The following is a 22,266-nucleotide window of genomic DNA, read 5'->3' on the forward strand; positions in this document are numbered from 1 at the left end:
AGAAAACCATCAAGAACCGCCGCCCCAACCGGTTCACTCTATGCCCCACGCAAGCCGCCCAAGTCCTACAAGAGCGCGGCCCCAAAAGCCGCATCTCGTGACATCAGACCTGCCTATCCAATAACCAACAAAAAGGCGAACCCATGTCAGGCAAATTCAAAAAACAGTTATCACTGCTGGACCTCACCTTCATCGGCCTAGGCGCCATCTTCGGCTCCGGCTGGCTGTTTGCCGCCAGCCACGTCTCGGCCATCGCCGGCCCGGCCGGCATCCTCTCCTGGTTCCTGGGCGGGTTCGCCGTACTGTTGCTGGGCATCGTCTACTGCGAGCTGGGCGCCGCCTTGCCCCGCGCCGGTGGCGTGGTTCGCTACCCGGTGTACTCGCACGGCCCGCTGCTAGGCTACCTGATGGGCTTCATCACCCTGATCGCCTTTTCCAGCCTGATCGCCATCGAGGTGGTCGCCTCACGCCAATACGCCGCCGCCTGGTTTCCCGGGCTGACCAAGGCCGGCTCCAGCGACCCGACCGTGCTCGGCTGGCTGGTGCAGTTCGCCTTGCTGGGGCTGTTCTTCTTCCTCAACTACCGCAGCGTGAAAACCTTTGCCAAGGCCAACAACCTGGTCAGCGTGTTCAAGTTCATCGTGCCGCTGCTGGTGATCGGCGTGCTGTTCACCTTCTTCAAACCGGAAAACTTCGAGGTCCAGGGCTTTGCCCCGTTCGGCCTGTCCGGGGTGGAAATGGCGGTATCCGCCGGTGGCATCATCTTCGCCTACCTGGGCCTGACGCCGATCATTTCGGTGGCCAGCGAGGTGAAGAACCCGCAACGCACCATCCCCATTGCACTGATCTTGTCGGTACTGCTGTCCACCGCCATCTACGCGCTGCTGCAACTGGCTTTCCTTGGCAGCGTGCCGACCGAAATGCTGGCCAACGGCTGGGCCAGCGTGACCAAGGAATTGGCCCTGCCCTACCGTGACATCGCCCTGGCCCTGGGTGTGGGCTGGCTCGCCTACCTGGTGGTGGCCGACGCAGTGATCTCGCCAAGCGGCTGCGGCAACATCTACATGAACGCCACCCCACGCGTGATCTATGGCTGGGCGCAGACCGGCACCTTCTTCAAGTACTTCACCCGCATCGATGCAGAGTCCGGCATCCCGCGCCCGGCCCTGTGGCTGACATTTGGCCTGTCGGTGTTCTGGACCCTGCCGTTCCCATCGTGGGAAGCGCTGATCAACGTGGTGTCCGCTGCCCTGGTGCTGAGCTACGCCGTGGCCCCGGTCAGCGTCGCCGCCCTGCGCCGCAATGCACCACACATGCCGCGTCCGTTCCGGGTCAAGGGCATGGCCGTGCTCGGCCCGCTGTCGTTCATCATCGCTGCCCTGATCGTGTACTGGTCTGGCTGGAAAACCGTGTCGTGGCTGCTGGCCCTGCAGATCGTGATGTTCGTGCTGTACCTGCTGTGCAGCCGTTTCGTACCCACCCAGCACCTTTCGCTGGCCCAGCAAGTTCGCTCATCGGCGTGGCTGATCGGGTTCTATGCGGTGACCATCCTGCTGTCGTGGCTGGGCAGCTTCGGCGGCCTGGGGGTAATCGGCCACCCGCTCGACACCGTGGTCGTGGCCGCCTGCGCGCTGGGCATCTACTACTGGGGCGCGGCTACAGGCGTGCCTGCCCACCTGGTACGCCTGGAAGGCGACGACGAAAGCGAAGCCTGCGCTGAAACCTCTAACGGCCGCCCTGTTGCCGTCGCTTCCTGATCTTTTACGCAAGGGACAAGCCCATGAAACAGATTCACGTCATCGACTCCCACACTGGCGGCGAACCGACCCGCCTGGTGATGAAGGGCTTTCCGCAACTGCACGGCCGCAGCATGGCCGAACAGCGCGACGAACTGCGCGAACTGCACGACCGGTGGCGCCGCGCCTGCCTGCTGGAGCCACGCGGCAACGATGTACTGGTTGGCGCACTGTACTGCCCGCCAGTGTCGGCCGATGCCACCTGCGGGGTGATCTTCTTCAACAACGCCGGTTACCTGAACATGTGCGGCCACGGCACCATCGGCCTGGTCGCCTCGCTACAGCACCTGGGCCTGATCACGCCCGGGGTGCACAAGATCGACACCCCGGTCGGCCAGGTCAGCGCCACCTTGCATGAAGATGGCGCCATCACCGTCGCCAACGTGCCCTCCTACCGCTACCGCCAGCATGTGGCAGTGGACGTGCCCGGCCATGGCGTGGTGCGCGGCGACATTGCCTGGGGCGGCAACTGGTTTTTCCTTGTGTCCGAACACGGCCAGAGGATCGAGCTGGATAACCGCGAAGTGCTGACCGAGTACACCTGGGCCATGCTCAAGGCCCTGGAAGCCCAGGGCGTCACCGGCGAAAACGGCGCGCCCATCGACCACATCGAGCTGTTCGCCGACGACTCCAAAGCCGACAGCCGCAACTTCGTGATGTGCCCCGGCAAGGCCTACGACCGCTCCCCATGCGGCACAGGCACCAGCGCCAAGCTGGCCTGCCTGGCCGCCGACGGCAAGCTCGCCGAAGGCCAGACCTGGGTGCAGGCCAGCATCACCGGCAGCCAGTTCCATGGCCGCTACGTGCGCGACGGCGAACGCATTCGCCCGTTCATCACCGGCCGCGCCTATATGACCGCCGACAGCACCCTGCTGATCGACGAACAAGACCCATTCGCCTGGGGCATCTGACCCCGGTCTTTTCCCGACTGAACTTTGCCAGGAGTGACAACAATGAATGACAACATCTTCACCGGCACCATGCCCGCCCTGATGACCCCGTGCACCGCCGAGCGCAAACCGGACTTCGACGCCTTGGTGCGCAAGGGCCGCGAGCTGATCGAGGCCGGCATGAGCGCGGTGGTGTACTGCGGTTCGATGGGTGATTGGCCGCTGCTGACCGAGGCCGAGCGCCAGGAAGGCGTGGCGCGCCTGGTGGCGGCCGGCATCCCGACCATCGTCGGAACGGGCGCGGTGAACACCCGTGAGGCGGTTTCGCATGCTGCACACGCCGCCAAGGTTGGCGCCGCCGGCCTGATGGTCATCCCCCGCGTGCTCAGCCGCGGTGCTTCGCTGATCGCCCAGAAGCACCATTTCTCGGCCATCCTCGCTGCCGCACCGAAACTGCCGGCGGTGATCTACAACAGCCCTTACTACGGCTTTGCCACCCGCGCCGACCTGTTCTTCGAACTGCGCAGCGAGTTCCCCAACCTGATCGGCTTCAAGGAGTTCGGCGGTGGCGCCGACCTGCGCTACGCCGCCGAACACATTACCTCCAAGGATGACGATGTCACCCTGATGGTCGGCGTCGACACCCAGGTGGTGCATGGCTTCGTCAACTGCAACGCCACCGGCGCCATCACCGGCATCGGCAACGCGCTACCGCGCGAAGTGCTGCAACTGGTGAGCCTGAGCAAACAGGCGGTCAAAGGCGACGCCCGTGCCCGCCGCCTGGCGCGCGAGCTGGAAGCGGCGCTGGCGGTGCTGTCGTCGTTCGATGAGGGCTGCGACCTGGTGCTGTATTACAAGCACTTGATGGTGCTGAACGGCGACACCGAGTACAGCCTGCACTTCAACGAGACCGACGTCCTGACCGACGCTCAGCGCAACTATGCCGAACAGCAGTACGCGCTGTTCCGCAGCTGGTACGCCAGCTGGTCGGCTGAGCAGAACATCGCCTGAGCAGCCACTGCTCTACCTGTGGGAGCGGGCGTGCCCGCGAATCAGGCGACCCGGTGCATGGCACCGGCTTCGCCGGTGTTCGCGGGTGAACCCGCTCCTACAGGGGTCGTAATCCCCCCCATGCATCTGCATTAGATTTCCAAGGAGGCTCCATGACCCTCACAGGCAACCTGCTGATCGGCCAGAGGCCCGTAACCGGCAGCCGCGAAGCCATCCGTGCCATCGACCCAAGCACCGGCCAGACGTTGGGGCCGGCCTACCTCGGCGGCACCGGCGAACAGGTGGCCCAGGCCTGCGCGCTGGCCTGGGCGGCATTCGATACCTACCGCGAAACTTCGCTCGAACAACGAGCAGAGTTCCTTGAAGCCATCGCCATACAGATCGAGGCCCTAGGCGATGCCCTGATCGACCGCGCCGTGGCCGAAACCGGACTGCCCATGGCGCGCATTCAGGGCGAGCGTGGTCGTACCTGCACCCAGCTACGCACCTTTGCCCGTGTGGTGCGGGCCGGCGAATGGCTGGACGTGCGGGTCGACAGCGCCCTGCCTGAGCGCCAGCCCCTCCCCCGCGCTGATTTGCGCCAGCGCCAGGTGGCCCTGGGGCCAGTCGCCGTGTTCGGCGCCAGCAATTTCCCGCTGGCCTTCTCGGTGGCCGGTGGTGACACCGCGTCGGCACTGGCCGCTGGCTGCCCCGTGGTGGTCAAGGCACACAGTGCCCACCCCGGCACCAGTGAGCTGGTCGGCCAGGCAGTGGCTCAAGCAGTGAAGCAGTGCGGCTTACCGGAGGGTGTGTTCTCGCTGCTTTATGGCTCCGGCCGCGAAGTGGGCATTGCCCTGGTCAGCGACCCACGTATCAAGGCCGTTGGTTTCACCGGCTCGCGCAGCGGTGGCATGGCGTTGTGCCAAGCCGCCCAGGCGCGCCCGGAGCCCATCCCGGTGTATGCCGAGATGAGTTCGATCAACCCGGTGTTCCTGTTCGACGCCGCCCTGCAAGCCCGTGCCGAAGCACTGGCACAAGGTTTCGTCGCCTCGCTGACCCAGGGCGCCGGCCAGTTCTGCACCAACCCTGGCCTGGTAATCGCCCGGCAGGGGCCGGCATTGCAGCGGTTCATCATTGCAGCCGCCGGGTACGTGCAGCAGGCCTCCGCCCAAACCATGCTCACCCCCGGCATTTTCAGTGCCTACCAGGCCGGTATCGCAGCCCTGGCAGACAACCCCTGTGCCCAGGCCATCGCCAGTGGCCAAACCGGTCAGGGCCCCAACCAGTGCCAGGCACAGTTGTTCGTAACCCAGGCCGAAGCGTTTCTCGCCGACCCGGCGTTGCAGGCTGAAGTGTTCGGTGCAGCGTCGCTGGTCGTTGCCTGCACCGACGATGAGCAGGTCCGCCAGGTAGCCGAACAGCTGGAAGGTCAGCTGACCGCCACCCTGCAACTGGACGAGGCCGACATCGACAGCGCTCGCGCCCTGCTCCCCACCCTTGAGCGCAAGGCCGGGCGTATTCTGGTCAATGGCTGGCCGACCGGCGTCGAGGTGTGCGATGCCATGGTCCACGGCGGGCCGTTCCCGGCCACTTCCGATGCACGCACCACCTCGGTGGGTACGGCGGCGATCCTGCGATTCCTGCGCCCGGTTTGCTATCAGGACGTCCCCGATGCGCTGCTGCCGCAGGCATTGAAACACGGCAACCCGCTGCAGCTGCGGCGCCTGCTTGATGGTAAACGGGAAGACTGAGCATGGTCGAAACCGCTGAAACCGATATCGCCGTGGTGGGCGCCGGCATTGTCGGCGTCGCCTGTGCCCTGCAACTGGCCCGCCAGGGCCATCGGGTAACGCTGGTCGACCGCCAGGCGCCCGGCCTCGGCGCGTCCTTCGGCAATGCCGGGCACCTGGCAACCGAGCAAGTGTTCCCGATTGCCGACCTGTCGATCCTCAAGCGCCTGCCGCGCATGCTGCTCGACCCGATGGGCCCGCTGCGCCTGGACTGGAAATACCTGCCCAAGGCCATGCCGTGGTTCACGCGGCTGCTGCTAAACCTGCGCCCGGCGCCGTTCCAGCGCAGCGTGGCTGGCATCCGCACATTGAACGAAGGCAGCCTGGGCGCCTGGCACCGGCTGTTGAGCTCGATCGGACGCAGCGAATTGTTTCAAGAGGATGGTTCGTTGCTGGTGTTCGAGAAACCTGAGTCACGCCAGGCGCTGGAGGCGTTGCGCACACGCATGCAACAGCAGGCGGTGCCGGTGGACTTCTGGTCCGCCAAAACCGTGCGCGAAGCGGCGCCGCAGCTCAGCCCGTCACTGTTGGGCGGACTGTTCTTTCCACGCACCGGGCACTTCATCGACCCTTATCGGGTGGTGTGCGAATTGTTCGAAGCGGCCAAGGCCAGCGGGGTACGCTTTGTCCAGGCGCAGGTCGATGGCGGGCAGCTACACAGTGCCGGCGTGAGCCTTGCCAGCGACCAAGGCATGCTCAATGCCCGCCAGGTACTTGTCAGCTGTGGTGCGCACTCTGCGAAACTGACCGCCGCGCTGACAGGCAAGCGGTTGCCGCTGGATACAGAACGCGGCTACCACCTGATGTTGCCAGGTGAGCACCAACGCCTGCCGTTTGCCGTCACCTCGCTTGAGCGCAAGTTCATCATGACGCCCATGGCCGAAGGCTTGCGCCTGGCTGGCACTGTGGAGTTTGCCGGGCTTCAGGCACCGCCGAGCATGCAGCGGGCTTGGCAGTTGCACCGGTTGAGCAAGGGGTTGTTCCGTCACGACTTGAGCGTCGAAGGGGCAACACCGTGGATGGGGTTCAGGCCTTCGTTGCCGGACTCATTGCCCGTGATCGACAGGGTGTGCGATGGGCGGGTGCTGTTGGCGTTCGGGCATCAGCACCTGGGGTTGACCCAGGCGGCGGTGACGGCGGAATGGGTGGGGCGGTTGGCTGAGCAGGCTGGTGGGCCTGAGATGGGTGCATACCGACTGGATCGGTTTTAGTCTTTACCGGCCTCTTCGCGGGCAAGCCCGCTCCCACAGAGAGGGTGCAGCATCTGACACCTGTGGTGTCTCTGTGGGGACGGGCTTGCCCGCGAATGGGCTGCAAAGCAGCCCCTCCAAGCCTCAGCGGTAACGCTCGAGCCAGTGCGCATACGGTGCCGGCAAGGTCCAGGACGCTTTTTCCACCCCCAGTTCCTTGGCCGCAAAGTAAGCCCAGTGCGGGTCGGCCAGATGCGCGCGCCCGACCGAAACCAGATCCAGCTGGTTGGCCTGCAATGCGGCCTCCGCCAACTGCGGCGTACCAAAGCCCCACGCCGACGTCACGGGCAGCTTCGCTTCGCGGCGCACGCGCTCGGCAATCGGCCCCATGAACGCTGGCCCCCAGGGGATGTTGGTGTCGGGAATGGTGAAGCCGACACTCACGCTCAGCAGGTCGAGCCCACCGGCCTTGAAGCGGCGGGCCAGTTCGATCGACTCTTCCAGGGTCTGCTCATCGCGGCCATCGTACTCCAACACACCAAAGCGCGCGGTCAGCGGCAGGTTCTCCGGCCACACTTCGCGCACGGCGGCCAGTGTTTCCAGCAGGAAGCGGCTGCGGTTGTCGAAGCTGCCGCCATAGGCATCGGTGCGCTTGTTGGAGTGCTCGGAGAAGAAGCTCTGGCCCAGGTAGCCATGGGCGAAATGCAGTTCTATCCACTCGAAGCCGGCATCACGCGCACGGCGGGCGGCATCGACGAAGTCCTGCTTGACCCGGGCGATATCGTCCAGCGTCATTTCCCGTGGCACCTTCGGCAGGTGCGCGCCAAAGGCAATGGCAGACGGGGCAATGGTCTCCCAGCCACGTGCATCGTCGGCGACAATGTGGTCGTCACCCTCCCACGGGCGGTTGGCGCTGGCCTTGCGCCCGGCGTGGGCGATCTGGATGCCCGGCACGGAACCGGCAGCCTTGATGGCCTGCACCACCGGTACGAACGCCTGAGCGTGGGCATCGCTCCAGATCCCGGCGCAACCGGGGGTGATACGCCCTTCCGGCGCCACAGCAGTGGCTTCGACCACCAGCAAGCCGGCACCACCACGGGCCAGGCCGGCCAGGTGTACGTGGTGCCAGTCGTTGATCATCCCGTCTTCGGCCATGTACTGGCACATCGGCGGAATGGCAATGCGGTTACGCAGGGTGACGTCTTTGAGGGTGTAGGGTTCGAACAGTGCGGACATGGGAAACTCCGGGCTCATTTGATTACTGTTGTTCGATCATAATCGAACTATGGCAATTAATGAAACCCCCGTTATCATGTCAACCATGCGAGCCTATAAACATCCCAACCCCGAAGACCTTATCCTTGAACGCCTGCTCTATGCGCTCAGCGACCCCGTGCGCCTGGAAATCGTCCGTCACCTGGCCGGCGTGGCCGAGGCCAGCTGTGGCGAGCTGGACGGAGGCCGGCCGAAGTCGAGCATGTCCCACCACTTCCGTGTGTTGCGTGATGCAGGGCTGGTGCAAACCCGCAATGTCGGGACTACCCATATGAATTCGCTGCGTAGCGAGATGCTGGATAAGCGGTTCCCGGGGTTGCTGGAGTGCATACTGCGCCAGCAGTGATACCTGTGCAGGCCTCTTCGCGGGTGAACCCGCTCCTACCAGGGATGGCGATAAGCCCGAGGGTTGCGCTGTGCTTGGCAAAAAAAAGCCACGAGGTCTCCCCCGTGGCTAGTTTCACAACAATGGCCGATTACAGCGCCATGTCGTTCTCGGGCTTGCTCTCAACCGGGTCGCTCGCCGCGCCACCGAACTCAACGCTGGCGTCGATCACCGGCGGTTTCCCCAGCTGCAGCACTTCAGCGGTGTAGTTCCACTCTTTCTGGGTGGCCGCTGCCGAATCGTTCAGCTTGGTGCCGTAGCTGGGCACGATTTCCTTGATCTTGGCCTGCCACTCTGGGGTAGCGACCTTCTCCTTGAACACCGTTTCCAGCACGTGCAGCATGATCGGCGCAGCAGTCGAAGCACCCGGCGAGGCACCCAGCAGGCCCGCGATGGTGCGGTCTTCGGACGCCACCACTTCAGTGCCCAGCTTCAGCACGCCGCCCTTCTCGGCATCACGTTTGATGATCTGCACGCGCTGGCCGGCCTGCCACAGGCGCCATTCTTCTTTCTTGGCGTTCGGGAAGTAGGTGCGCAGGGCTTCGAAGCGGTCATCGTCAGACAGCATCAGCTGGCCAGCGAGGTACTCGACCAGTGGGTACTGGTCGATACCGACTTTGGTCATCGGCCACACGTTGTGGGTGGTGGTGCTGCTCAGCAGGTCCAGGTACGAGCCATTCTTCAGGAACTTGGTCGAGAAGGTGGCGAACGGGCCAAACAGGATCACGCGCTTGCCATCCAGCACACGGGTGTCCAGGTGCGGGACCGACATGGGTGGCGCACCGGTCGAGGCGATACCATAGGCCTTGGCCATGTGCTGCATGGCCACGGTCGGGTTCTCGGTCACCAGGAACGAACCGCCCACCGGGAAACCTGCGTATTCCTTGGCTTCCGGAATACCCGACTTCTGCAGCAGCTTCAATGCGCCGCCGCCGGCACCGATGAACAGGAACTTGGCGTCGGTGGCCGACTCGGTGCCGTCCTTCAGGTTCTTGTATTCGACGTGCCAGGAGCCGTCCTTGTTGCGGGTGATGTCCTGCACTTCGCTGGACAGCTTCAGGTCGAAGCCTTTCTGGGTCTGCAGGTGGCCAACGAACTGGCGGGTGATCTCACCAAAGTTGACGTCGGTACCGATTGGCGTCCAGGTCACGGCCAGCTTCTGCTTCGGGTCGCGGCCTTCCATCATCAGCGGGACCCACTTGGCGATCTGCGCGTGGTCCTCGGAGTACTGCATCGGGCGGAACAGCGGGCTGGTCTGCAGTGCGTCGTAACGTTTCTTGAGGAACTTGATGTTGTCATCGCCCCACACGAAGCTCATGTGCGGGGTGGTGTTGATGAACGAGTGCGGGTTCTTCAGTACGCCCTGGCGTACCTGCCACGACCAGAACTGGCGGGAAATCTGGAAGGCTTCGTTGATTTCGATGGCCTTGGAGATGTTGACGTTGCCGTCTTTGTCTTCCGGGGTGTAGTTCAGCTCGGCCAACGCGGAGTGGCCGGTACCGGCGTTGTTCCAGCCGTTGGAGCTTTCTTCGGCCACGCCATCCAGGCGCTCGACCATTTCCATCGACCAGCTTGGCTCCAGCTCGTGCAGCCACACGGCCAGGGTCGAACTCATGATGCCGCCGCCGACCAGCAGCACGTCTACTTTCTTGGTTTCTGCAGCGTGCGCTTGCATGACGCTTGCAGCGACCGCCAGACCCAGCAAGGTCTTGCCAGCTTTCTTGAACATTGATCATTTCCAGTCAGGAGAACAGAGTGAGGGCCTGTGGCTGGCCCCGGTAAAGCGTGTTCTTCAGCGCAGGCTTGTTGTTGATCATTGTTCAGCAGCCAGAGAACCAGAAAACGACTCGGCCTTTGGTCGAATTGACCGACAAGGCTGAATCGTTTTTCCGATTGTATCTGAAATGCCAGCACAAACAAATTGCAGGCCGGGGCGTCAAGGCGACCGGTTGCCCCAGCGGCAGAATGTCACGCTAAAAACAAAAAACCCCGACCATGTACATGACCGGGGGCCTTGGATCACGCCGCACGCGTCGCGATCAGGGTACCGCCAAGATTACTGCTGCTGAGGCAGTTTATCGATCGGGCCGCAGCCACCGATGATCTTGGAGATGGAAACCGAAGGGTGGAACAGGTAGTCGTAGGTGCAGTTTTTCGGTTGGTTGTAAACTTGGCCAGTGCAACCCGACAGCAGGGCAACACCCGATACGACAGCAACGGCTACGGTGGCCTTGAACAGCTTTTTCATTACTCAGTCCTTTAAATGAATCATCTTCGACCATCGTCTGATGGCGGCAGAATGATACAGAACCCAGGCAATGGATCCAAGTCACAAAGTGCAATGACTCGTTGCAGGCGAGCAACAAAAAGCCCAGCTGCGTAGGGCCCTTTAGAGTGCGAAACGAAGGCCATGAATATGGCGCCTATCACCAGCCCCCTTCAAAGCGCCGCCCTATGAACAGCCCAATCCCGACACCCAGTGCAATAATTGACAGAGTTACCGTTTTCAACCCTGACCCTCCATCTTCGCTGGCAAAGACGCCGAATGCCCCGCCCGCCGATACCAGCGCTAGCCATTTTTTCCCGGTGTACAGGAAAGTTCGTTCGAACTTCATTTCACGCATCCCTTCGTGACAACACCGAGAATTTTTCACGCACCGGGCTTGGATGCCAACCCGCTTTTCTAGCGGCCATTTTGGCAGCCGACGATTTAGCGCTGTGGCAACTTCGCAGTGTTCTATCAACGAATGCTCGGCGTCCTGCTCGTGCGGCGCAGAACCATGTCGAGACAGCCTTCTTGCAATTGCAGATGTAGGCACATTCACCGGCGGATCTGCGCACTTTTACTTCCGCACCTTCATGCCGACTCAAGGTCACCCAGCACACTTCCAGGCGGGCGCGCGCCCCGTGCATGAGCGACCTTGCGTCACGATGAGGCTCAACTTGCTTACATATCAAATGCTGACGGTAGAACGATCATGTCCCGAATGGTCACGTTGCGCGGGCGGGTGAGCATATACATCACCGCATCCGCGATGTCGTCGGGCTCGATCAGGCTGCCGCTCTCCTTGGCCTTGCGCAGGTTTTCTTCCGGCCAATCGGCCAGCAGGGCGCTGCTGACCGGGCCAGGCGAAACCGCCCCCACGCGGATACCATGGTGCTTTACCTGCCGCCGCACAGTCTGCACAAAGCCGTTGACCGCCCACTTGGAGGCCGAGTACACCGGTTCCCAGGGCACCGGGAAATGGCCAGCCACCGAACCGGTCACCACAATGTCACCCTGGCCGCGATCGATCATGTGCGGCAGCACATCATGCACGTTCCTGACCACGGCATTGATATTGAGATTCAGCATGCGGTCGATGGCTGCCATGTCGTTTTCAACGAACTCCCCGCCCACATAGCAGCCAGCATTGGCATGCAGGATATCGAGCTGGCCGGCAACTGCCAGGATACCCGGCATCAGGGTCGCGCAGCTGTCAGGGACGAGCAGATCGATCACCAACGGGATGGCAGCCTCACCCAACTGTTCACAGGCCTTGGCAAGCAATTGCTCGTCACGGTCAACCATAACCACCCTGGCCCCTGCTGCCACCATCGCAGTGGCGGTTGCCAGGCCTATTCCGGATGCAGCACCGGTCACGGCCGCCACTTTACCCTGCAGGTGCATTCCCATCAGGCATCTCCCCGCGCCCGCTCAAGGGCGCTGTTGTCATTATTATGTAGACGTTTACATGCAGCATCACATGCGTGCCGCCATATCTGATGCCAGGGTACATAGATATGTCAACGTCTACATTTGCATCGAAATATGTAGGCATGCCTGGCCTGCGGGGTCAGAGCAGCAACTGGCCTTCGATTATCTGACTCTGTGGTGACAGCGAAGGGTCATCTATCTGGTCCAGCAACATGTTGATTGCTCCAATCCCCAGTTTCGCGCTGCTATGGCTGATGCAAGGGATAGGTTGGCCGTAGATTTCGGCATAGCGCACCTGGTCAATGCTGAACAGCGCAATGTCGTCGCGGCTCAAGCCCAATTCGCGCATTGCCTGCAGCGCGCCCAGGGTCATCAGCGCGTTCAGGCCGAAAATGACATCGGGCCACTTGCCGCTCTGCAGGTAGTTGCGCACCGCGTCCCGGGCCGGCGCCTGGACGAAGTCGCCGTGCACAACCTCCAGAACGGTCGGTTCTGGCCACTGTTCCAGTGCCCGACGGATCCCGGCAAGGCGCGACAAGGAGATATTGGAGCGTTGCGGCCCGGCCACTACCAGCAGCCGGCGCAAGCCCTGTGCAAGCAGCGCCCGAGCGCCCTGGTAACCACTTTGCTCGTTGTCCAGGTACACGCCGGCGAATGGGGCGCCAGTCAGCTGACGGTCGATCTGCACCACCGGAATCGACGACATCACCAGCTTGGGCAGGTAGCTTGGCTGGTAGGTATCATCATCGCTGATAGCCGACAGGATCAGCCCCGCCACCTGATAGCTGAGCAGCGTATCGATCGCCCGCGCCTCCAGCTCTTCGGATCCATCGGTATCGAACAACATCAAGGTGTAGTCGCGCTTCTTCGCCTCGCGCGTGATCGCCTTGATGATTTCACCGTAAAACGGGTTCTCCAGGCTTGCCGTCACCAGGCCGACCAACCGGCTTTCACGGTTCTTGAGGTTGCGGGCAAAGGCATTGGGCACGTAGTTGAGCTCGCGAGCCACTTTCAGTATCTGCTCTAACGTCTCCTTCTTGACCTTCTCCGGTTGGTTGAGCGCACGCGAGACCGTGACGGTGGTCATGTTCACACGCTTGGCGATGTCGGTGATGGTGGCTTTGACTGGTCTGGTCATGAACGCTCGGAAGGTGGCGAAGGCGCGGGTACGTTGATGACCGGATTTTCGCCGATTCAGGGCCAACCGACAAATCGCAGCAGATTGTAGGAGAAAAGATGCTGTGTTAGCTTCCGCAATGTAAACGTTAACATTGCACTGCCCAACGCTTGATCAGCCTGTCATTGCGCAAGATCCGGCTGATCTGCTTTTGCAATGCTGACAATCACCAAAACCCAACAGACCAACAACAAGGGTGTACGCATGGATTACGTGATCGGTGTCGACATCGGCACGCAGAGTACCAAGGCACTGCTGATGTCAACGCAGGGGGAAGTGCAGGCCCAGGCATCAGCCAGCTATCAGGTGGAGCAGCCCCGCCCGTTGTGGGCACAGCAATGGCCACAAGTATGGCTGGATGCGGTGTACGACACGGTGGCCGCCAGCGTCCGCCGAAGCCAGGTGCCAGCAGCCCGGGTCAAGGCCATTTGCATCAGCAGCCTCTACGGTGGCTCGGGCATCCCGGTAGACGCCGGCATCGAGCCTCTGCACCCCTGCCTGATCTGGATGGACCGGCGGGCTATCGCCGAGGCCGAATGGGTGCGTAGCCACCTGGACGTCGAACAACTGGCGCGCATCACCGGCAACGGCGTTGACAGCTATTACGGCTACACGAAGATGCTCTGGATCAAGCGCAACCTGCCAGAGGTCTGGAGCAGGACCCGCTACTTGCTACCTCCCAACAGCTATGTGCAATACCATCTGACCGGCGAACTGGCGGTGGACCACAGTTCTGCAGGCAATATCGGTGGCATCTATGACCTGGCGGCACGCGCCTGGTCGCCCGACATGATGGAAGCACTGGGCATCGACCCCGCGCTCATGCCACAACGCCTGGTGGCGCCCGGGCAAATCATCGGCCACCTGCTTCCGGCGGCAGCGCAGCGGTTGGGGCTGCTGCCTGGCACGGCGGTGGTCGCTGGCAGCCGGGGTGGTTGCCCCGGGCAACCATGTGGCGATGCTGGGCACCAGCATGTGCTGGGGCTTTATCAAACAGCACAGCGATGCAAGCCCGGGCCTGATCAACATGCCTTATGTGCACGAAACCGCCACCACCACCTACAGCTTTGGCGGCGCAATTACTGCAGGCGCTGCAATCAGCTGGTTCCGTGAGCAGTTCTGTACCGAGGAAAAGCAGGCGGCGGCCCTGGCACCCGGCGTCGAGGTGCACCAGTTGATCGAACGGGAGGCTGCCAAGACTCCCGCAGGTGCAGAAGGCCTGCTGTTCTTGCCGTACCTCATGGGCGAGCGCACCCCCATCTGGGACGCCAGGGCTTCGGGTGCCTATGTAGGCCTGTCGCTGTTCCATCACAAGGCCCATCTGTACCGCGCGGTACTCGAAGGCCTGGCCTTTGCCTTGCGCCACAACATGCAACAAGGCGGTGATGCGGGGTGCAACCTTGACCCGCAACTGATCGTGGTAGGCGGTGGCACGGCATCAGACCTGTGGATGCAAATCATCGCCGATGTTACCGGGTATGACGTGTTCACCATCGAAGAGCAAGTGGAAGCACCTTTAGGCGGCGCCGTCCTCGCGGCCATGGCAATAGGCGCGGTCGAAAATGTCGAGGTCATCCGCCAGTGGCGCACCCTGCGCCTGCGGGCCCGACCAGACCCTGCGAACACAGCCTTGTATGACCAGATGTTTGCCCATTACTGCGCTTCCTATGACGCATTGAAACCGATCATGCATCGCCTGGCCGACCTGGCAAGGCAGCAGCCAGCACCTGCGTCTGCCACCCTGTCACGCACCGCCCAGCCACTTGCCGACTGAGATCAATCACAAGAGAGATGCCAACATGTCCACATGGCTTAGCCAGCTGAAGCAACACAGCACAGTGGTCGCCGACACCGGCGATGTCCAGGCGGTACGCCGTTTCGCGCCGCAGGATGCCACCACTAACCCTTCATTGGTGCTCAAGGCCATGAAGTCGGGCCAGTACGACACCTTGCTCGAAGACCTGTGCACCACTGCCGTCGCCTCCGGCTTGCCCACACCGGAGGCGATCGAATATGTCTGTGACCGCCTGGTGGTAGCCTTGGGCTGCAGCTTGATGCAGTACGTCCCAGGCCGGGTATCGAGTGAGGTAGACGCAAGGCTGTCGTTCGACACACAGGCAAGCATGATGAAAGCCCGGCGGTTGACCGCACTGTATGAGGCCGCCGGCGTCTCACGCGACCGCATCCTGATAAAGCTGGCGGCAACCTGGGAAGGTATCCGCGCGGCGGCTGAACTGGAGCGCGAGGGTATTCAGTGCAATCTGACGCTGATCTTCAGCCTGGCCCAGGCCCGCGCGTGTGCGGAAGCCGGGGTGTTCCTGATTTCGCCATTCGTGGGCCGGGTACTGGATTGGCATCGCCAGGCCCTGCCTGAAACAACGTTCATGCCAGCACAGGAGCCGGGGGTCGGGTTGGTCATGGCCTGTCAGCACTTCATGCGCCGCCACGGTTACGCCACATCGGTGATGGCGGCGAGCTTTCGCAACGTGGGTGAAATCGTTGCGCTGGCAGGATGCGATCGGCTGACGATCAGCCCGGCACTGCTTGAGGAGCTGGCTGCCACCGAGGGTAGTCTACCGGTTGCCCTCGTCGAAAACGCAGAATGCGAGACGCCGCCAGCACCACTGAGCGAGGCTGATTTTCGCTGGCAAATGAATGAGGACGCGATGGCGACCGAAAAGCTGGCTGAAGGGATACGCGGCTTCACCCACGATCAGCGGGCGCTGGAGGCACTTGTTGGGCAACGTTTCGGGGGATGAGGACGGGTGCTCACCCAGTTGCCCGAGCCAAACTGACAGCGGGGCTATGCCCTCGGCAATGTATGGTCGCCGAGGGCCTTTCTCATCAGCCATCAACCGTCAATTGGTTTCCAGCTGATATGCCTTGCTCACGAACAACGCCGCAAACAGACTCTTGCCTTCCTTGAAGATGTACTGCTCTTCGAACTTGCCCTCCTCGACCAACTTCTGCCCGATGGCACATTCCGAGTCACTGTGGTTCTTGCCCTTGGAGCCAAAATCACTGCTCCACGATGACAGCCCAACCTCCTGGCAAAAAGCTGCGAACTTCGCCTTGGGGACTTGCTGCTGGTAATCGCTGAAAGCCTCTTTCAGCGGTTTGAAGCCGCTGTAGCTCACCGAGTAGTTCTCGACCTTTGCCTTGCGCGCAAAACCACTCACTGTTTCGGCCAATACCGACTGGCCGGTGTAAGGGCTGTATGCCCCGATCAGCATGGCACTGAGCGCACTCTTGAGCAGGGTTTCGACATCGTCCAGCTCCGGCAGCGACTGGAAGTCGGCCTTGCGCACGATCTCACCTACCTTGGAGCCATCGTTACGGTGGGTCACGACAAACGCCATCGAGCCTTCACCGTCACTGGAGCGCTTGATGGTGAAGTCCAGGTCAACCGTGGTGCCAAAATCGCCCGTACTGCTGACCAGAAACGCGCCTGTCACCGGCTGGCGGACCGCCATGTTGCCCCCCCAGGCGAACCCCGACTCAGTGGCCCGGCCATTGGCGGTCAGCTCTGCACGCGGCTGGATCTCGTCGCTGACATCAGCCACCAGAACCACTTCGGCGCCCTTGCTGGCAACGAAGGGGTTTGCCATCTGCATGCCGAGCAACTGGATGTGAATGGTACCGTCCTTGCTGTCACCGTCGTGAGACAGCTTCAGCGCATCGGCTTTCAGGTATATGCCGGCAACATTACGGCTGACGTTGAGCTGGTACTTGGCCCAACCCGCCAGGCCTTCTTCCGTCGAACTGCCGCGGACCGATTCCATCAAGCCTGACAGGCCGCGCATGAACTGTTGGGCACCGTTGGTCTGCGCCGCAGTGACACGGATCTCAGGCTCGGCGACGGTCAGGTTGCCCGAGAACGCCGAGTAGGAAATGTCACCCTCAGAGAGTACATCCTCAAGGAAGTAACGCTCCTTGAAGTCGTCGTAGTAGGCCAGCGCAGCCTTCTTGCCCGAGCTGGAGACCATTGCATAACCACCGCCGAGCACCAGCACCGCCGCGGCCACACCGCCAATCAGCAGCTGCTTCTTGTTCATCTGTTTGATCATGGTGTTTGCCTCACTGGACCATCGCGGAAGCGTTGTTCCAGTCGTTCACGTACTTTTGGGAGACCTCGGGGGTCCAGCTGAAATCGATACCGGCATTGGGGAATTCCTTGGCCAGTACGGCACCGAACGACACGCGGTCAGCACAGTGGTCCTGCTTGCAAGCCTCGGGCTCACCCACGCTGTAGGCCCGGTAGGTAGGCACGGCACGGCCATCGTCCAGCGGGTAGTACGGCGTGGCGTTGGCCACCTGGGTCACGTACCAGCCTTCGCTGTATTCCTCGTCAGCGACCAGACGGCCCTTGCTCGGGAAGTCGATGGTGTAGAAGTCGCCCTGCGTGCCGGTAACGTGCACCATCATCGGCGCCACGCTGGCCGAGGTCGCAGGGTTTTGCTGCTCCAATGGCGAAGCGAAGCGCACCTTGATGCCGGCCATTTGTGCCAGGGCCTCGGTTTCACGCCCCTTGAAGTCGCTCATGCCGTCCTGCAGCTGCTGGTAACGCTCCAGTACACGGGTATGCACACGGGCCAGTTCCTGTTGGCGCTGACGCTCTTCACGCACCCGCCGCTGCTCACGCTGAACCGCCCAGTTCGTACCCTCGCGCACATCGAAGAACAGGCCCTGACGGTTGATGCCGATGCGGTTGCGGGTAATTTTCTGCGCGTCATTGCCCCAGATGTTGTTCGAGATCGCCGACAGGTCCTTGACGATGAACAGGGTGGCCACATCCGTGGTGGTCGGCGAGGTGGTCTTGATCAGGTCGAAGATTTCCAGCGCAGCTTCCTTGTACTTGGCCGCGTCCAGGGCAAACGACTCGTCCGGGGTGACCACCACGTAGTACGGGTCGCTGCCGAATGGGCGCAGTACGCCGTAGCTGGAACGGCTGAAGGTCAGGTACACCTTCATCTGCCGGCCGGGGATTTCGCCCACCAGGAACGCGGCTTGGTCAGCTTGCGCGGTGAGGTAGGAAACAGCCTTGTTCTTCACCGCAGGCTCGAGGTTCTTGATGAAGATCAGGCCGCTCGGGTGCGCGTAGACGCGGTTCCAGTTATCACCCCGGTAGGTGCCCACGGCCTTCCAGCTGATTTTTTCGAAGCTGCCTTCGCCAAAGCCGGAGGCCGGGCACGGCATGGCCGGGGTGGTGCCGAACGACAGGGTGTCGCCGTCGCCGATGATCGACTTGCTGAGCACCCATTTGCAGCCGGCGCCGTCTGTTACCTGCATCAGGTTGCGGTTTTCCAGGACCACCGAGCGGCCGAAGTCCGAGGTGGGGGCTGCTGCTACTGCTGTGGCAGGGGCCGGGGCTTTGGTGGCCGGCGCAGGGGCCGGTTCTGCAGCTACGGCTGGGGCAGGCGCGGGAGCCGGGGCAGCTTCTGCTTTCGCGGGTGCGGCTTCAACTACCGCCGGGGCTGGCTCAGCAGCAGGGGCTGAAGCCGCTGCAGCAGGAACTGGTGCCTCTGGCTGCACAGGTGTCGGCACTGGCGCAGGTGCTGCAGCCGGCGCAGGGGCAGCTGCGGCAGGCGCGGCCGCCAGGGTCACCAGCCCCAGGTTGCTGGCATTGCCCGAGCCGCTGGCGTACAGGTTGCCCTTGGCATCGACCGCCTTCCAGCTCACCTTGGCGGTCGAGCAGTCCTTGGCGAACACGAACGGCAGCTTGGTCAGCAGGCCCGACAGCAGTTCCTGGTTATCCCAGGCCGGGCGGGTAATGGTCAGGTCGACCTGGGGCTTGCACCAGGTGGTGGCATCCCCAGGCACTTCGACCTTGATGTTGTCTTTCTTGGAAAAGGCCAGCTCGTGGGCGAACGCCTGCGGTACCAGACCACAAGCGCCGATCACTGCCAGCGCGAGCGCGTGCTTTTTCATGGAGTTCCTCAGATCAGTTCCCAGGTGCCATTGGCTTGTTTGCAGAAGGTGTTCTGCTCTTGCTCAGTCTTGCCGCTTTGCGATTTCAGGCTGACGGTGACCGGGCGGCAGGCCGCTTCGGCGGCAACTGTCTGGGTCGGCAGCGACTGCACCGAGTCCAGGTCGAAGCCTTGGGTTTCCTTGCTGGCAGCAACGTCCAGCTCGTCCAGGTTGACGGCTGGCGTTACGCGCTTGGCGACCGCTTGCGCCTTGGGCTCGACGTAGTTCTTGTGCACGTAGCCCACAGTCACGCCCTTGCGCCCGACCAGGATCCAGTCACCGGTGGAGCCCACGGCAGTGAATTCGGTGTGGTTCCTCAGGCTGCCGACCTTCTCGCCAGTCTGATTGGGCGCGGCGCGCACATTGAGGTTGTCGCTGGTGGTCACATACGGCTCATTGATCAGCTTCATCGACGGCACCGCCTGGATCTTCGGCGCGCGCTTGACCTCGACCTGCTTGGTCTTGGTGTATTCCTTGCCCGGCACGATCTGCGCGGTGGCGCCCGAATGGTCGGACTTCCAGGTCACCGGTTGGGCGCTGGCGGTGGTCTGCTGCTGGCTCAGCACCTCCTGGGTGCGCAGCGCCAGGGCCTGCTGGTCCTTCTCGTCCAGCATGTGGCCGATACGGTTGCCCATGTAGGCACCGATGCCACCTGCGATCAGGGCTGCGGCGATCTTGCCGTTACCACTGCCCATGGTCGAGCCGATGGCCACACCGGCCAGGCCACCGATCACGGTGCCCGCTTGCTCTTTGCTGATCCCGAGCTGTGCACAGGCCGTGGTAGAGGCGATGGCGACCGCCAGAAGGGACGCGACGAATTTCTTACGCAAGTGGAGCACTCCATTTTCGGTGGGGCGCACAGCCGCGTACCGCAGCCAATGGTTGGCGGCAGCATTCGAGTTTGTGCGGGGTTTTCAGAAAGTGTGCAGCACTGGCCGCAGACGACAATTCAGCCATCCAGCGAGAGGCGCAGGGGGAGACCAGTACGGCGCAAAGCATCCAACGAATCCATGTCAGGAAGAGTTCATCGCCCAGCGCGCGTAATCATTACGGCGTGTGGCCTGGGCGTGAGTGGCGTATCAGAGGGCCGCATTGTAGCCCAAGGTGCCATTGGCAGTTCAAGACAAAATGTTGCAGGAAGCCTGTCTGATTGATTAGTAGAAATCCGTCCTACAACTTGTACTCAGAATTATCCCCTTCCTTGTAGGGCGTTTCCCAAACATACTGCCAACCCGCTCAAACGGTTGCGACGGATTCGGTCGCGCTCTAGTCTCGGCTCGTCGTTGTGAAATCAGCGACCGGCTTTGACAGGCCGACTACTCAAGTCTCCGTTGCAGCGCTTAATGGCAGCTGTGCATGGGGCACATTCGTGTGCGCCGGGTCCTTGGGTACCGGTCTGTCAACCCATGTATAGCTGCCTCCATTCGTTTGACAGCGTTGCCAGGCGGCTCCACTACCCAAGGAGCTTACATGCGCAAGACAGTCCCCGATCCACCCTACTCCCCCCATTCCACCCAGATCCTGCAAGACACCCTGGTCCAGTCCTCAGAGTACGTGCTCTGCGCCCTGTCCGTGGCCCGCCAATCCGTGCAACTCAAACCTACCGCCCACAGCTCGATCGTGATGCAGGCCGTGATCCATGAAATGGAAGCGGTACAGGGGCTGGTCGAGTCGGCGTTGATGCAGTTGCAGATGCGGCCGCATTTACCCACAGAGCCTTACACCTTGCATTAGCAGGTCTGGCCTCTTCGCGGGCACGCCCGCTCCCACAGGGTCATCACAGCCGTCACGCACTGCACAGTACCTGTGGGAGCGGGCGTGCCCGCGAAGAGGCCAGCCCAGGCAACCCAGAATCCAGGGAAACAAAACAATGCCCACCGACAACACAACAGAACCCACCACAGTCGGCAAGACCTGCTTCTACCAAGGCGAAAACAACACCCACCCGCTGTTCCGCATCGAACCCGGCATCCCCTGCCAGGACGCCCGCGAGCAGGCTTCCGAACTGATGGGTTACGTGCGCGACCTGATCATCACCGGCCTGATGGACGGCGACCAGAAACTGATCTGGGCCTCGCATTACCTGAGCGCGATGGCCAAGGCGCTGCTGGATGATGCTGAGTTGGGGATGATGAAAAAGTAAGCCGCAACGAAAAAGCCCCCGAAAGCTTTCGCTTCCAGGGGCTTGATCTTGTATGGCGGAGAGATAGGGATTTGAACCCTAGGTACTGTTGCCAGTACAACGGATTTCGAATCCGTCCCGTTCGACCACTCCGGCATCTCTCCAATGCCGCGCATCATACCAGCGTTCTTTTAAAACGCAAATCTTTTTTTCAAAAAAACCGCGTGGTATCAGGCGCTTGCGTGAACGCGTCGCTTACAGCGGCACGCCCAGGCGCTTGGCAACTTCTTCGTAGGCTTCGATCACGTCGCCCAGGCCCTGACGGAAGCGGTCCTTGTCCATCTTCTTGCGGGTTTCTTTGTCCCACAGGCGGCAGCCGTCCGGGCTGAACTCATCGCCCAGCACGATCTGGCCGTGGAATACGCCGAACTCCAGCTTGAAGTCGACCAGCAGCAGGCCGGCGTCATCGAAGAGCTTGCTCAGCACTTCGTTGACCTTCAACGACAGCTTCTTCATTTCCACCAGTTGCTCGGCGGTGCCCCAGCCGAACGCGACAACGTGGGATTCGTTGATGAAGGGGTCGCCCTTTTCGTCGTTCTTCAGGAACAGCTCGAAGGTGGATGGCTCCAGCTTGATGCCCTCCTCCACGCCCAGGCGCTTGACCAGGCTGCCGGCAGCGTAGTTGCGCACCACGCACTCGACCGGGATCATGTCCAGCTTCTTCACCAGGCACTCGTTGTCGCCCAGCAGCTTGTCGAACTGGGTCGGCACGCCGGCTTCTTCCAGTTTCTGCATGATGAAGGCATTGAACTTGTTGTTCACCATGCCTTTGCGGTCGAGTTGTTCGATACGCTTGCCGTCGAACGCCGACGTGTCGTTACGGAACAGCAGGATCAAGCGGTCGGCGTCGTCGGTCTTGTAAACCGATTTGGCCTTGCCGCGGTAAAGTTCTTCGCGTTTTTCCATGATTGGGCTCCGCTTGCTTGA

The 22,266-nt window shown here is 62.0% G+C and carries 19 protein-coding genes, 1 tRNA gene and 1 pseudogene; 10 read left to right on the forward strand and 11 right to left on the reverse strand.

Features of this window, described 5'->3' with window-relative positions:
* Positions 1-143: 143 nt before the first annotated feature.
* From ACYCCG_RS07325 to ACYCCG_RS07345, 5 genes are all read left to right on the forward strand, one after another.
* The gene (locus ACYCCG_RS07325; RefSeq protein ID WP_176685074.1) at positions 144-1,757 is read left to right on the forward strand and encodes an APC family permease; all 1,614 of its coding nucleotides are present in this window, start codon (positions 144-146) and stop codon (positions 1,755-1,757) included.
* 23 nt (positions 1,758-1,780) lie between these two features.
* Positions 1,781-2,707 carry a 4-hydroxyproline epimerase gene (locus tag ACYCCG_RS07330; RefSeq protein ID WP_209967556.1) on the forward strand — a complete coding sequence of 309 codons (927 nt, stop codon included), beginning with the start codon at positions 1,781-1,783 and terminating at the stop codon, positions 2,705-2,707.
* Between the two features lie 42 nt (positions 2,708-2,749).
* Complete coding sequence (locus ACYCCG_RS07335) at positions 2,750-3,697, forward strand: dihydrodipicolinate synthase family protein (RefSeq protein ID WP_459669912.1); 948 nt, start codon at positions 2,750-2,752, stop codon at positions 3,695-3,697.
* Between the two features lie 152 nt (positions 3,698-3,849).
* A complete protein-coding gene (locus ACYCCG_RS07340) occupies positions 3,850-5,427 on the forward strand; it encodes an aldehyde dehydrogenase (NADP(+)) (RefSeq protein WP_459669914.1) in 1,578 nt (525 codons plus the stop codon).
* Positions 5,428-5,429: 2 nt separating this feature from the next.
* Positions 5,430-6,677, forward strand: a complete 1,248-nt coding sequence (locus tag ACYCCG_RS07345) for an NAD(P)/FAD-dependent oxidoreductase (RefSeq protein WP_459669915.1) — start codon at positions 5,430-5,432, stop codon at positions 6,675-6,677.
* Positions 6,678-6,800: 123 nt separating this feature from the next.
* On the opposite strand, the gene xenA is transcribed toward ACYCCG_RS07345, so the two are convergent.
* Positions 6,801-7,892, reverse strand: coding sequence for a xenobiotic reductase XenA (gene xenA / locus ACYCCG_RS07350; RefSeq protein ID WP_392460370.1), 1,092 nt, complete (start codon positions 7,890-7,892; stop codon positions 6,801-6,803).
* A 49-nt stretch (positions 7,893-7,941) separates the two neighbouring features.
* Here xenA and ACYCCG_RS07355 point away from each other — a divergent pair, with 49 nt between their 5' ends.
* The gene (locus tag ACYCCG_RS07355; RefSeq protein ID WP_021783354.1) at positions 7,942-8,277 is read left to right on the forward strand and encodes an ArsR/SmtB family transcription factor; all 336 of its coding nucleotides are present in this window, start codon (positions 7,942-7,944) and stop codon (positions 8,275-8,277) included.
* Between the two features lie 130 nt (positions 8,278-8,407).
* Here the strand turns inward: ACYCCG_RS07355 and mqo are convergent, their stop codons facing one another.
* The 5 genes from mqo to ACYCCG_RS07380 form a co-directional block, all read right to left on the reverse strand.
* Complete coding sequence (gene mqo, locus ACYCCG_RS07360) at positions 8,408-10,045, reverse strand: malate dehydrogenase (quinone) (RefSeq protein ID WP_459669919.1); 1,638 nt, start codon at positions 10,043-10,045, stop codon at positions 8,408-8,410.
* A gap of 327 nt (positions 10,046-10,372) precedes the next feature.
* Positions 10,373-10,564, reverse strand: a complete 192-nt coding sequence (locus ACYCCG_RS07365) for a YhfL family protein (protein WP_003254720.1) — start codon at positions 10,562-10,564, stop codon at positions 10,373-10,375.
* A 178-nt stretch (positions 10,565-10,742) separates the two neighbouring features.
* Positions 10,743-10,931 carry a hypothetical protein gene (locus ACYCCG_RS07370; RefSeq protein ID WP_209967564.1) on the reverse strand — a complete coding sequence of 63 codons (189 nt, stop codon included), beginning with the start codon at positions 10,929-10,931 and terminating at the stop codon, positions 10,743-10,745.
* 332 nt (positions 10,932-11,263) lie between these two features.
* Positions 11,264-11,992 carry an SDR family oxidoreductase gene (locus ACYCCG_RS07375; protein WP_209967566.1) on the reverse strand — a complete coding sequence of 243 codons (729 nt, stop codon included), beginning with the start codon at positions 11,990-11,992 and terminating at the stop codon, positions 11,264-11,266.
* Between the two features lie 160 nt (positions 11,993-12,152).
* Positions 12,153-13,151, reverse strand: coding sequence for a LacI family DNA-binding transcriptional regulator (locus ACYCCG_RS07380; protein ID WP_209967569.1), 999 nt, complete (start codon positions 13,149-13,151; stop codon positions 12,153-12,155).
* 243 nt (positions 13,152-13,394) lie between these two features.
* Between ACYCCG_RS07380 and ACYCCG_RS07385 the strand changes: the two are divergent.
* A pseudogene (locus ACYCCG_RS07385) lies at positions 13,395-14,889 on the forward strand (FGGY-family carbohydrate kinase); the annotation flags it as partial.
* 100 nt (positions 14,890-14,989) lie between these two features.
* The gene (gene tal / locus ACYCCG_RS07390) at positions 14,990-15,949 is read left to right on the forward strand and encodes a transaldolase (RefSeq protein ID WP_209967571.1); all 960 of its coding nucleotides are present in this window, start codon (positions 14,990-14,992) and stop codon (positions 15,947-15,949) included.
* 99 nt (positions 15,950-16,048) lie between these two features.
* Here the strand turns inward: tal and ACYCCG_RS07395 are convergent, their stop codons facing one another.
* The 3 genes from ACYCCG_RS07395 to ACYCCG_RS07405 are packed head-to-tail and all read right to left on the reverse strand — an operon-like array spanning position 16,049 to position 19,987.
* Positions 16,049-17,257, reverse strand: coding sequence for a hypothetical protein (locus ACYCCG_RS07395; RefSeq protein WP_459669924.1), 1,209 nt, complete (start codon positions 17,255-17,257; stop codon positions 16,049-16,051).
* 10 nt (positions 17,258-17,267) lie between these two features.
* Positions 17,268-19,118 (reverse strand): hypothetical protein, encoded by a 1,851-nt coding sequence (locus ACYCCG_RS07400; protein ID WP_339443537.1) that lies wholly within the window; start codon positions 19,116-19,118, stop codon positions 17,268-17,270.
* Positions 19,119-19,126: 8 nt separating this feature from the next.
* Positions 19,127-19,987 (reverse strand): SH3 domain-containing protein, encoded by an 861-nt coding sequence (locus ACYCCG_RS07405; RefSeq protein WP_459669926.1) that lies wholly within the window; start codon positions 19,985-19,987, stop codon positions 19,127-19,129.
* A gap of 640 nt (positions 19,988-20,627) precedes the next feature.
* Between ACYCCG_RS07405 and ACYCCG_RS07410 the strand changes: the two genes are divergently transcribed.
* Together ACYCCG_RS07410 and ACYCCG_RS07415 are read left to right on the forward strand one after the other, a co-directional pair.
* On the forward strand, positions 20,628-20,891 hold the full coding sequence (locus tag ACYCCG_RS07410) for a hypothetical protein (RefSeq protein WP_108190684.1): 264 nt from the start codon (positions 20,628-20,630) through the stop codon (positions 20,889-20,891).
* Between the two features lie 136 nt (positions 20,892-21,027).
* Positions 21,028-21,300, forward strand: a complete 273-nt coding sequence (locus tag ACYCCG_RS07415; RefSeq protein WP_012051485.1) for a DUF3077 domain-containing protein — start codon at positions 21,028-21,030, stop codon at positions 21,298-21,300.
* Between the two features lie 53 nt (positions 21,301-21,353).
* On the opposite strand, the gene ACYCCG_RS07420 is transcribed toward ACYCCG_RS07415, so the two are convergent.
* Together ACYCCG_RS07420 and purC are read right to left on the reverse strand one after the other, a co-directional pair.
* Positions 21,354-21,443: transfer RNA gene (locus tag ACYCCG_RS07420), tRNA-Ser, on the reverse strand.
* Positions 21,444-21,534: 91 nt separating this feature from the next.
* The gene (purC, locus tag ACYCCG_RS07425) at positions 21,535-22,245 is read right to left on the reverse strand and encodes a phosphoribosylaminoimidazolesuccinocarboxamide synthase (protein WP_003254733.1); all 711 of its coding nucleotides are present in this window, start codon (positions 22,243-22,245) and stop codon (positions 21,535-21,537) included.
* Between the last annotated feature and the right edge of the window lie 21 nt (positions 22,246-22,266).

This window comes from Pseudomonas sp. VEM90 (genome assembly GCF_054611535.1).

What these genes read in the sequence shown, in the direction of transcription:
- ACYCCG_RS07380 (WP_209967569.1), bottom strand. Translation starts at nt 13,151, where the DNA reads ATGACCAGACCAGTCAAAGCCACCATCACCGACATCGCCAAGCGTGTG.
- ACYCCG_RS07335 (WP_459669912.1), top strand. Translation starts at nt 2,750, where the DNA reads ATGAATGACAACATCTTCACCGGCACCATGCCCGCCCTGATGACCCCG.
- ACYCCG_RS07345 (WP_459669915.1), top strand. Translation starts at nt 5,430, where the DNA reads ATGGTCGAAACCGCTGAAACCGATATCGCCGTGGTGGGCGCCGGCATT.
- ACYCCG_RS07400 (WP_339443537.1), bottom strand. Translation starts at nt 19,118, where the DNA reads ATGAAAAAGCACGCGCTCGCGCTGGCAGTGATCGGCGCTTGTGGTCTG.
- ACYCCG_RS07415 (WP_012051485.1), top strand. Translation starts at nt 21,028, where the DNA reads ATGCCCACCGACAACACAACAGAACCCACCACAGTCGGCAAGACCTGC.
- ACYCCG_RS07365 (WP_003254720.1), bottom strand. Translation starts at nt 10,564, where the DNA reads ATGAAAAAGCTGTTCAAGGCCACCGTAGCCGTTGCTGTCGTATCGGGT.
- xenA (WP_392460370.1), bottom strand. Translation starts at nt 7,892, where the DNA reads ATGTCCGCACTGTTCGAACCCTACACCCTCAAAGACGTCACCCTGCGT.
- ACYCCG_RS07340 (WP_459669914.1), top strand. Translation starts at nt 3,850, where the DNA reads ATGACCCTCACAGGCAACCTGCTGATCGGCCAGAGGCCCGTAACCGGC.
- ACYCCG_RS07375 (WP_209967566.1), bottom strand. Translation starts at nt 11,992, where the DNA reads ATGGGAATGCACCTGCAGGGTAAAGTGGCGGCCGTGACCGGTGCTGCA.
- ACYCCG_RS07355 (WP_021783354.1), top strand. Translation starts at nt 7,942, where the DNA reads ATGGCAATTAATGAAACCCCCGTTATCATGTCAACCATGCGAGCCTAT.
- ACYCCG_RS07370 (WP_209967564.1), bottom strand. Translation starts at nt 10,931, where the DNA reads ATGAAGTTCGAACGAACTTTCCTGTACACCGGGAAAAAATGGCTAGCG.
- mqo (WP_459669919.1), bottom strand. Translation starts at nt 10,045, where the DNA reads ATGTTCAAGAAAGCTGGCAAGACCTTGCTGGGTCTGGCGGTCGCTGCA.
- ACYCCG_RS07325 (WP_176685074.1), top strand. Translation starts at nt 144, where the DNA reads ATGTCAGGCAAATTCAAAAAACAGTTATCACTGCTGGACCTCACCTTC.
- ACYCCG_RS07330 (WP_209967556.1), top strand. Translation starts at nt 1,781, where the DNA reads ATGAAACAGATTCACGTCATCGACTCCCACACTGGCGGCGAACCGACC.
- purC (WP_003254733.1), bottom strand. Translation starts at nt 22,245, where the DNA reads ATGGAAAAACGCGAAGAACTTTACCGCGGCAAGGCCAAATCGGTTTAC.
- ACYCCG_RS07410 (WP_108190684.1), top strand. Translation starts at nt 20,628, where the DNA reads ATGCGCAAGACAGTCCCCGATCCACCCTACTCCCCCCATTCCACCCAG.
- ACYCCG_RS07395 (WP_459669924.1), bottom strand. Translation starts at nt 17,257, where the DNA reads ATGATCAAACAGATGAACAAGAAGCAGCTGCTGATTGGCGGTGTGGCC.
- tal (WP_209967571.1), top strand. Translation starts at nt 14,990, where the DNA reads ATGTCCACATGGCTTAGCCAGCTGAAGCAACACAGCACAGTGGTCGCC.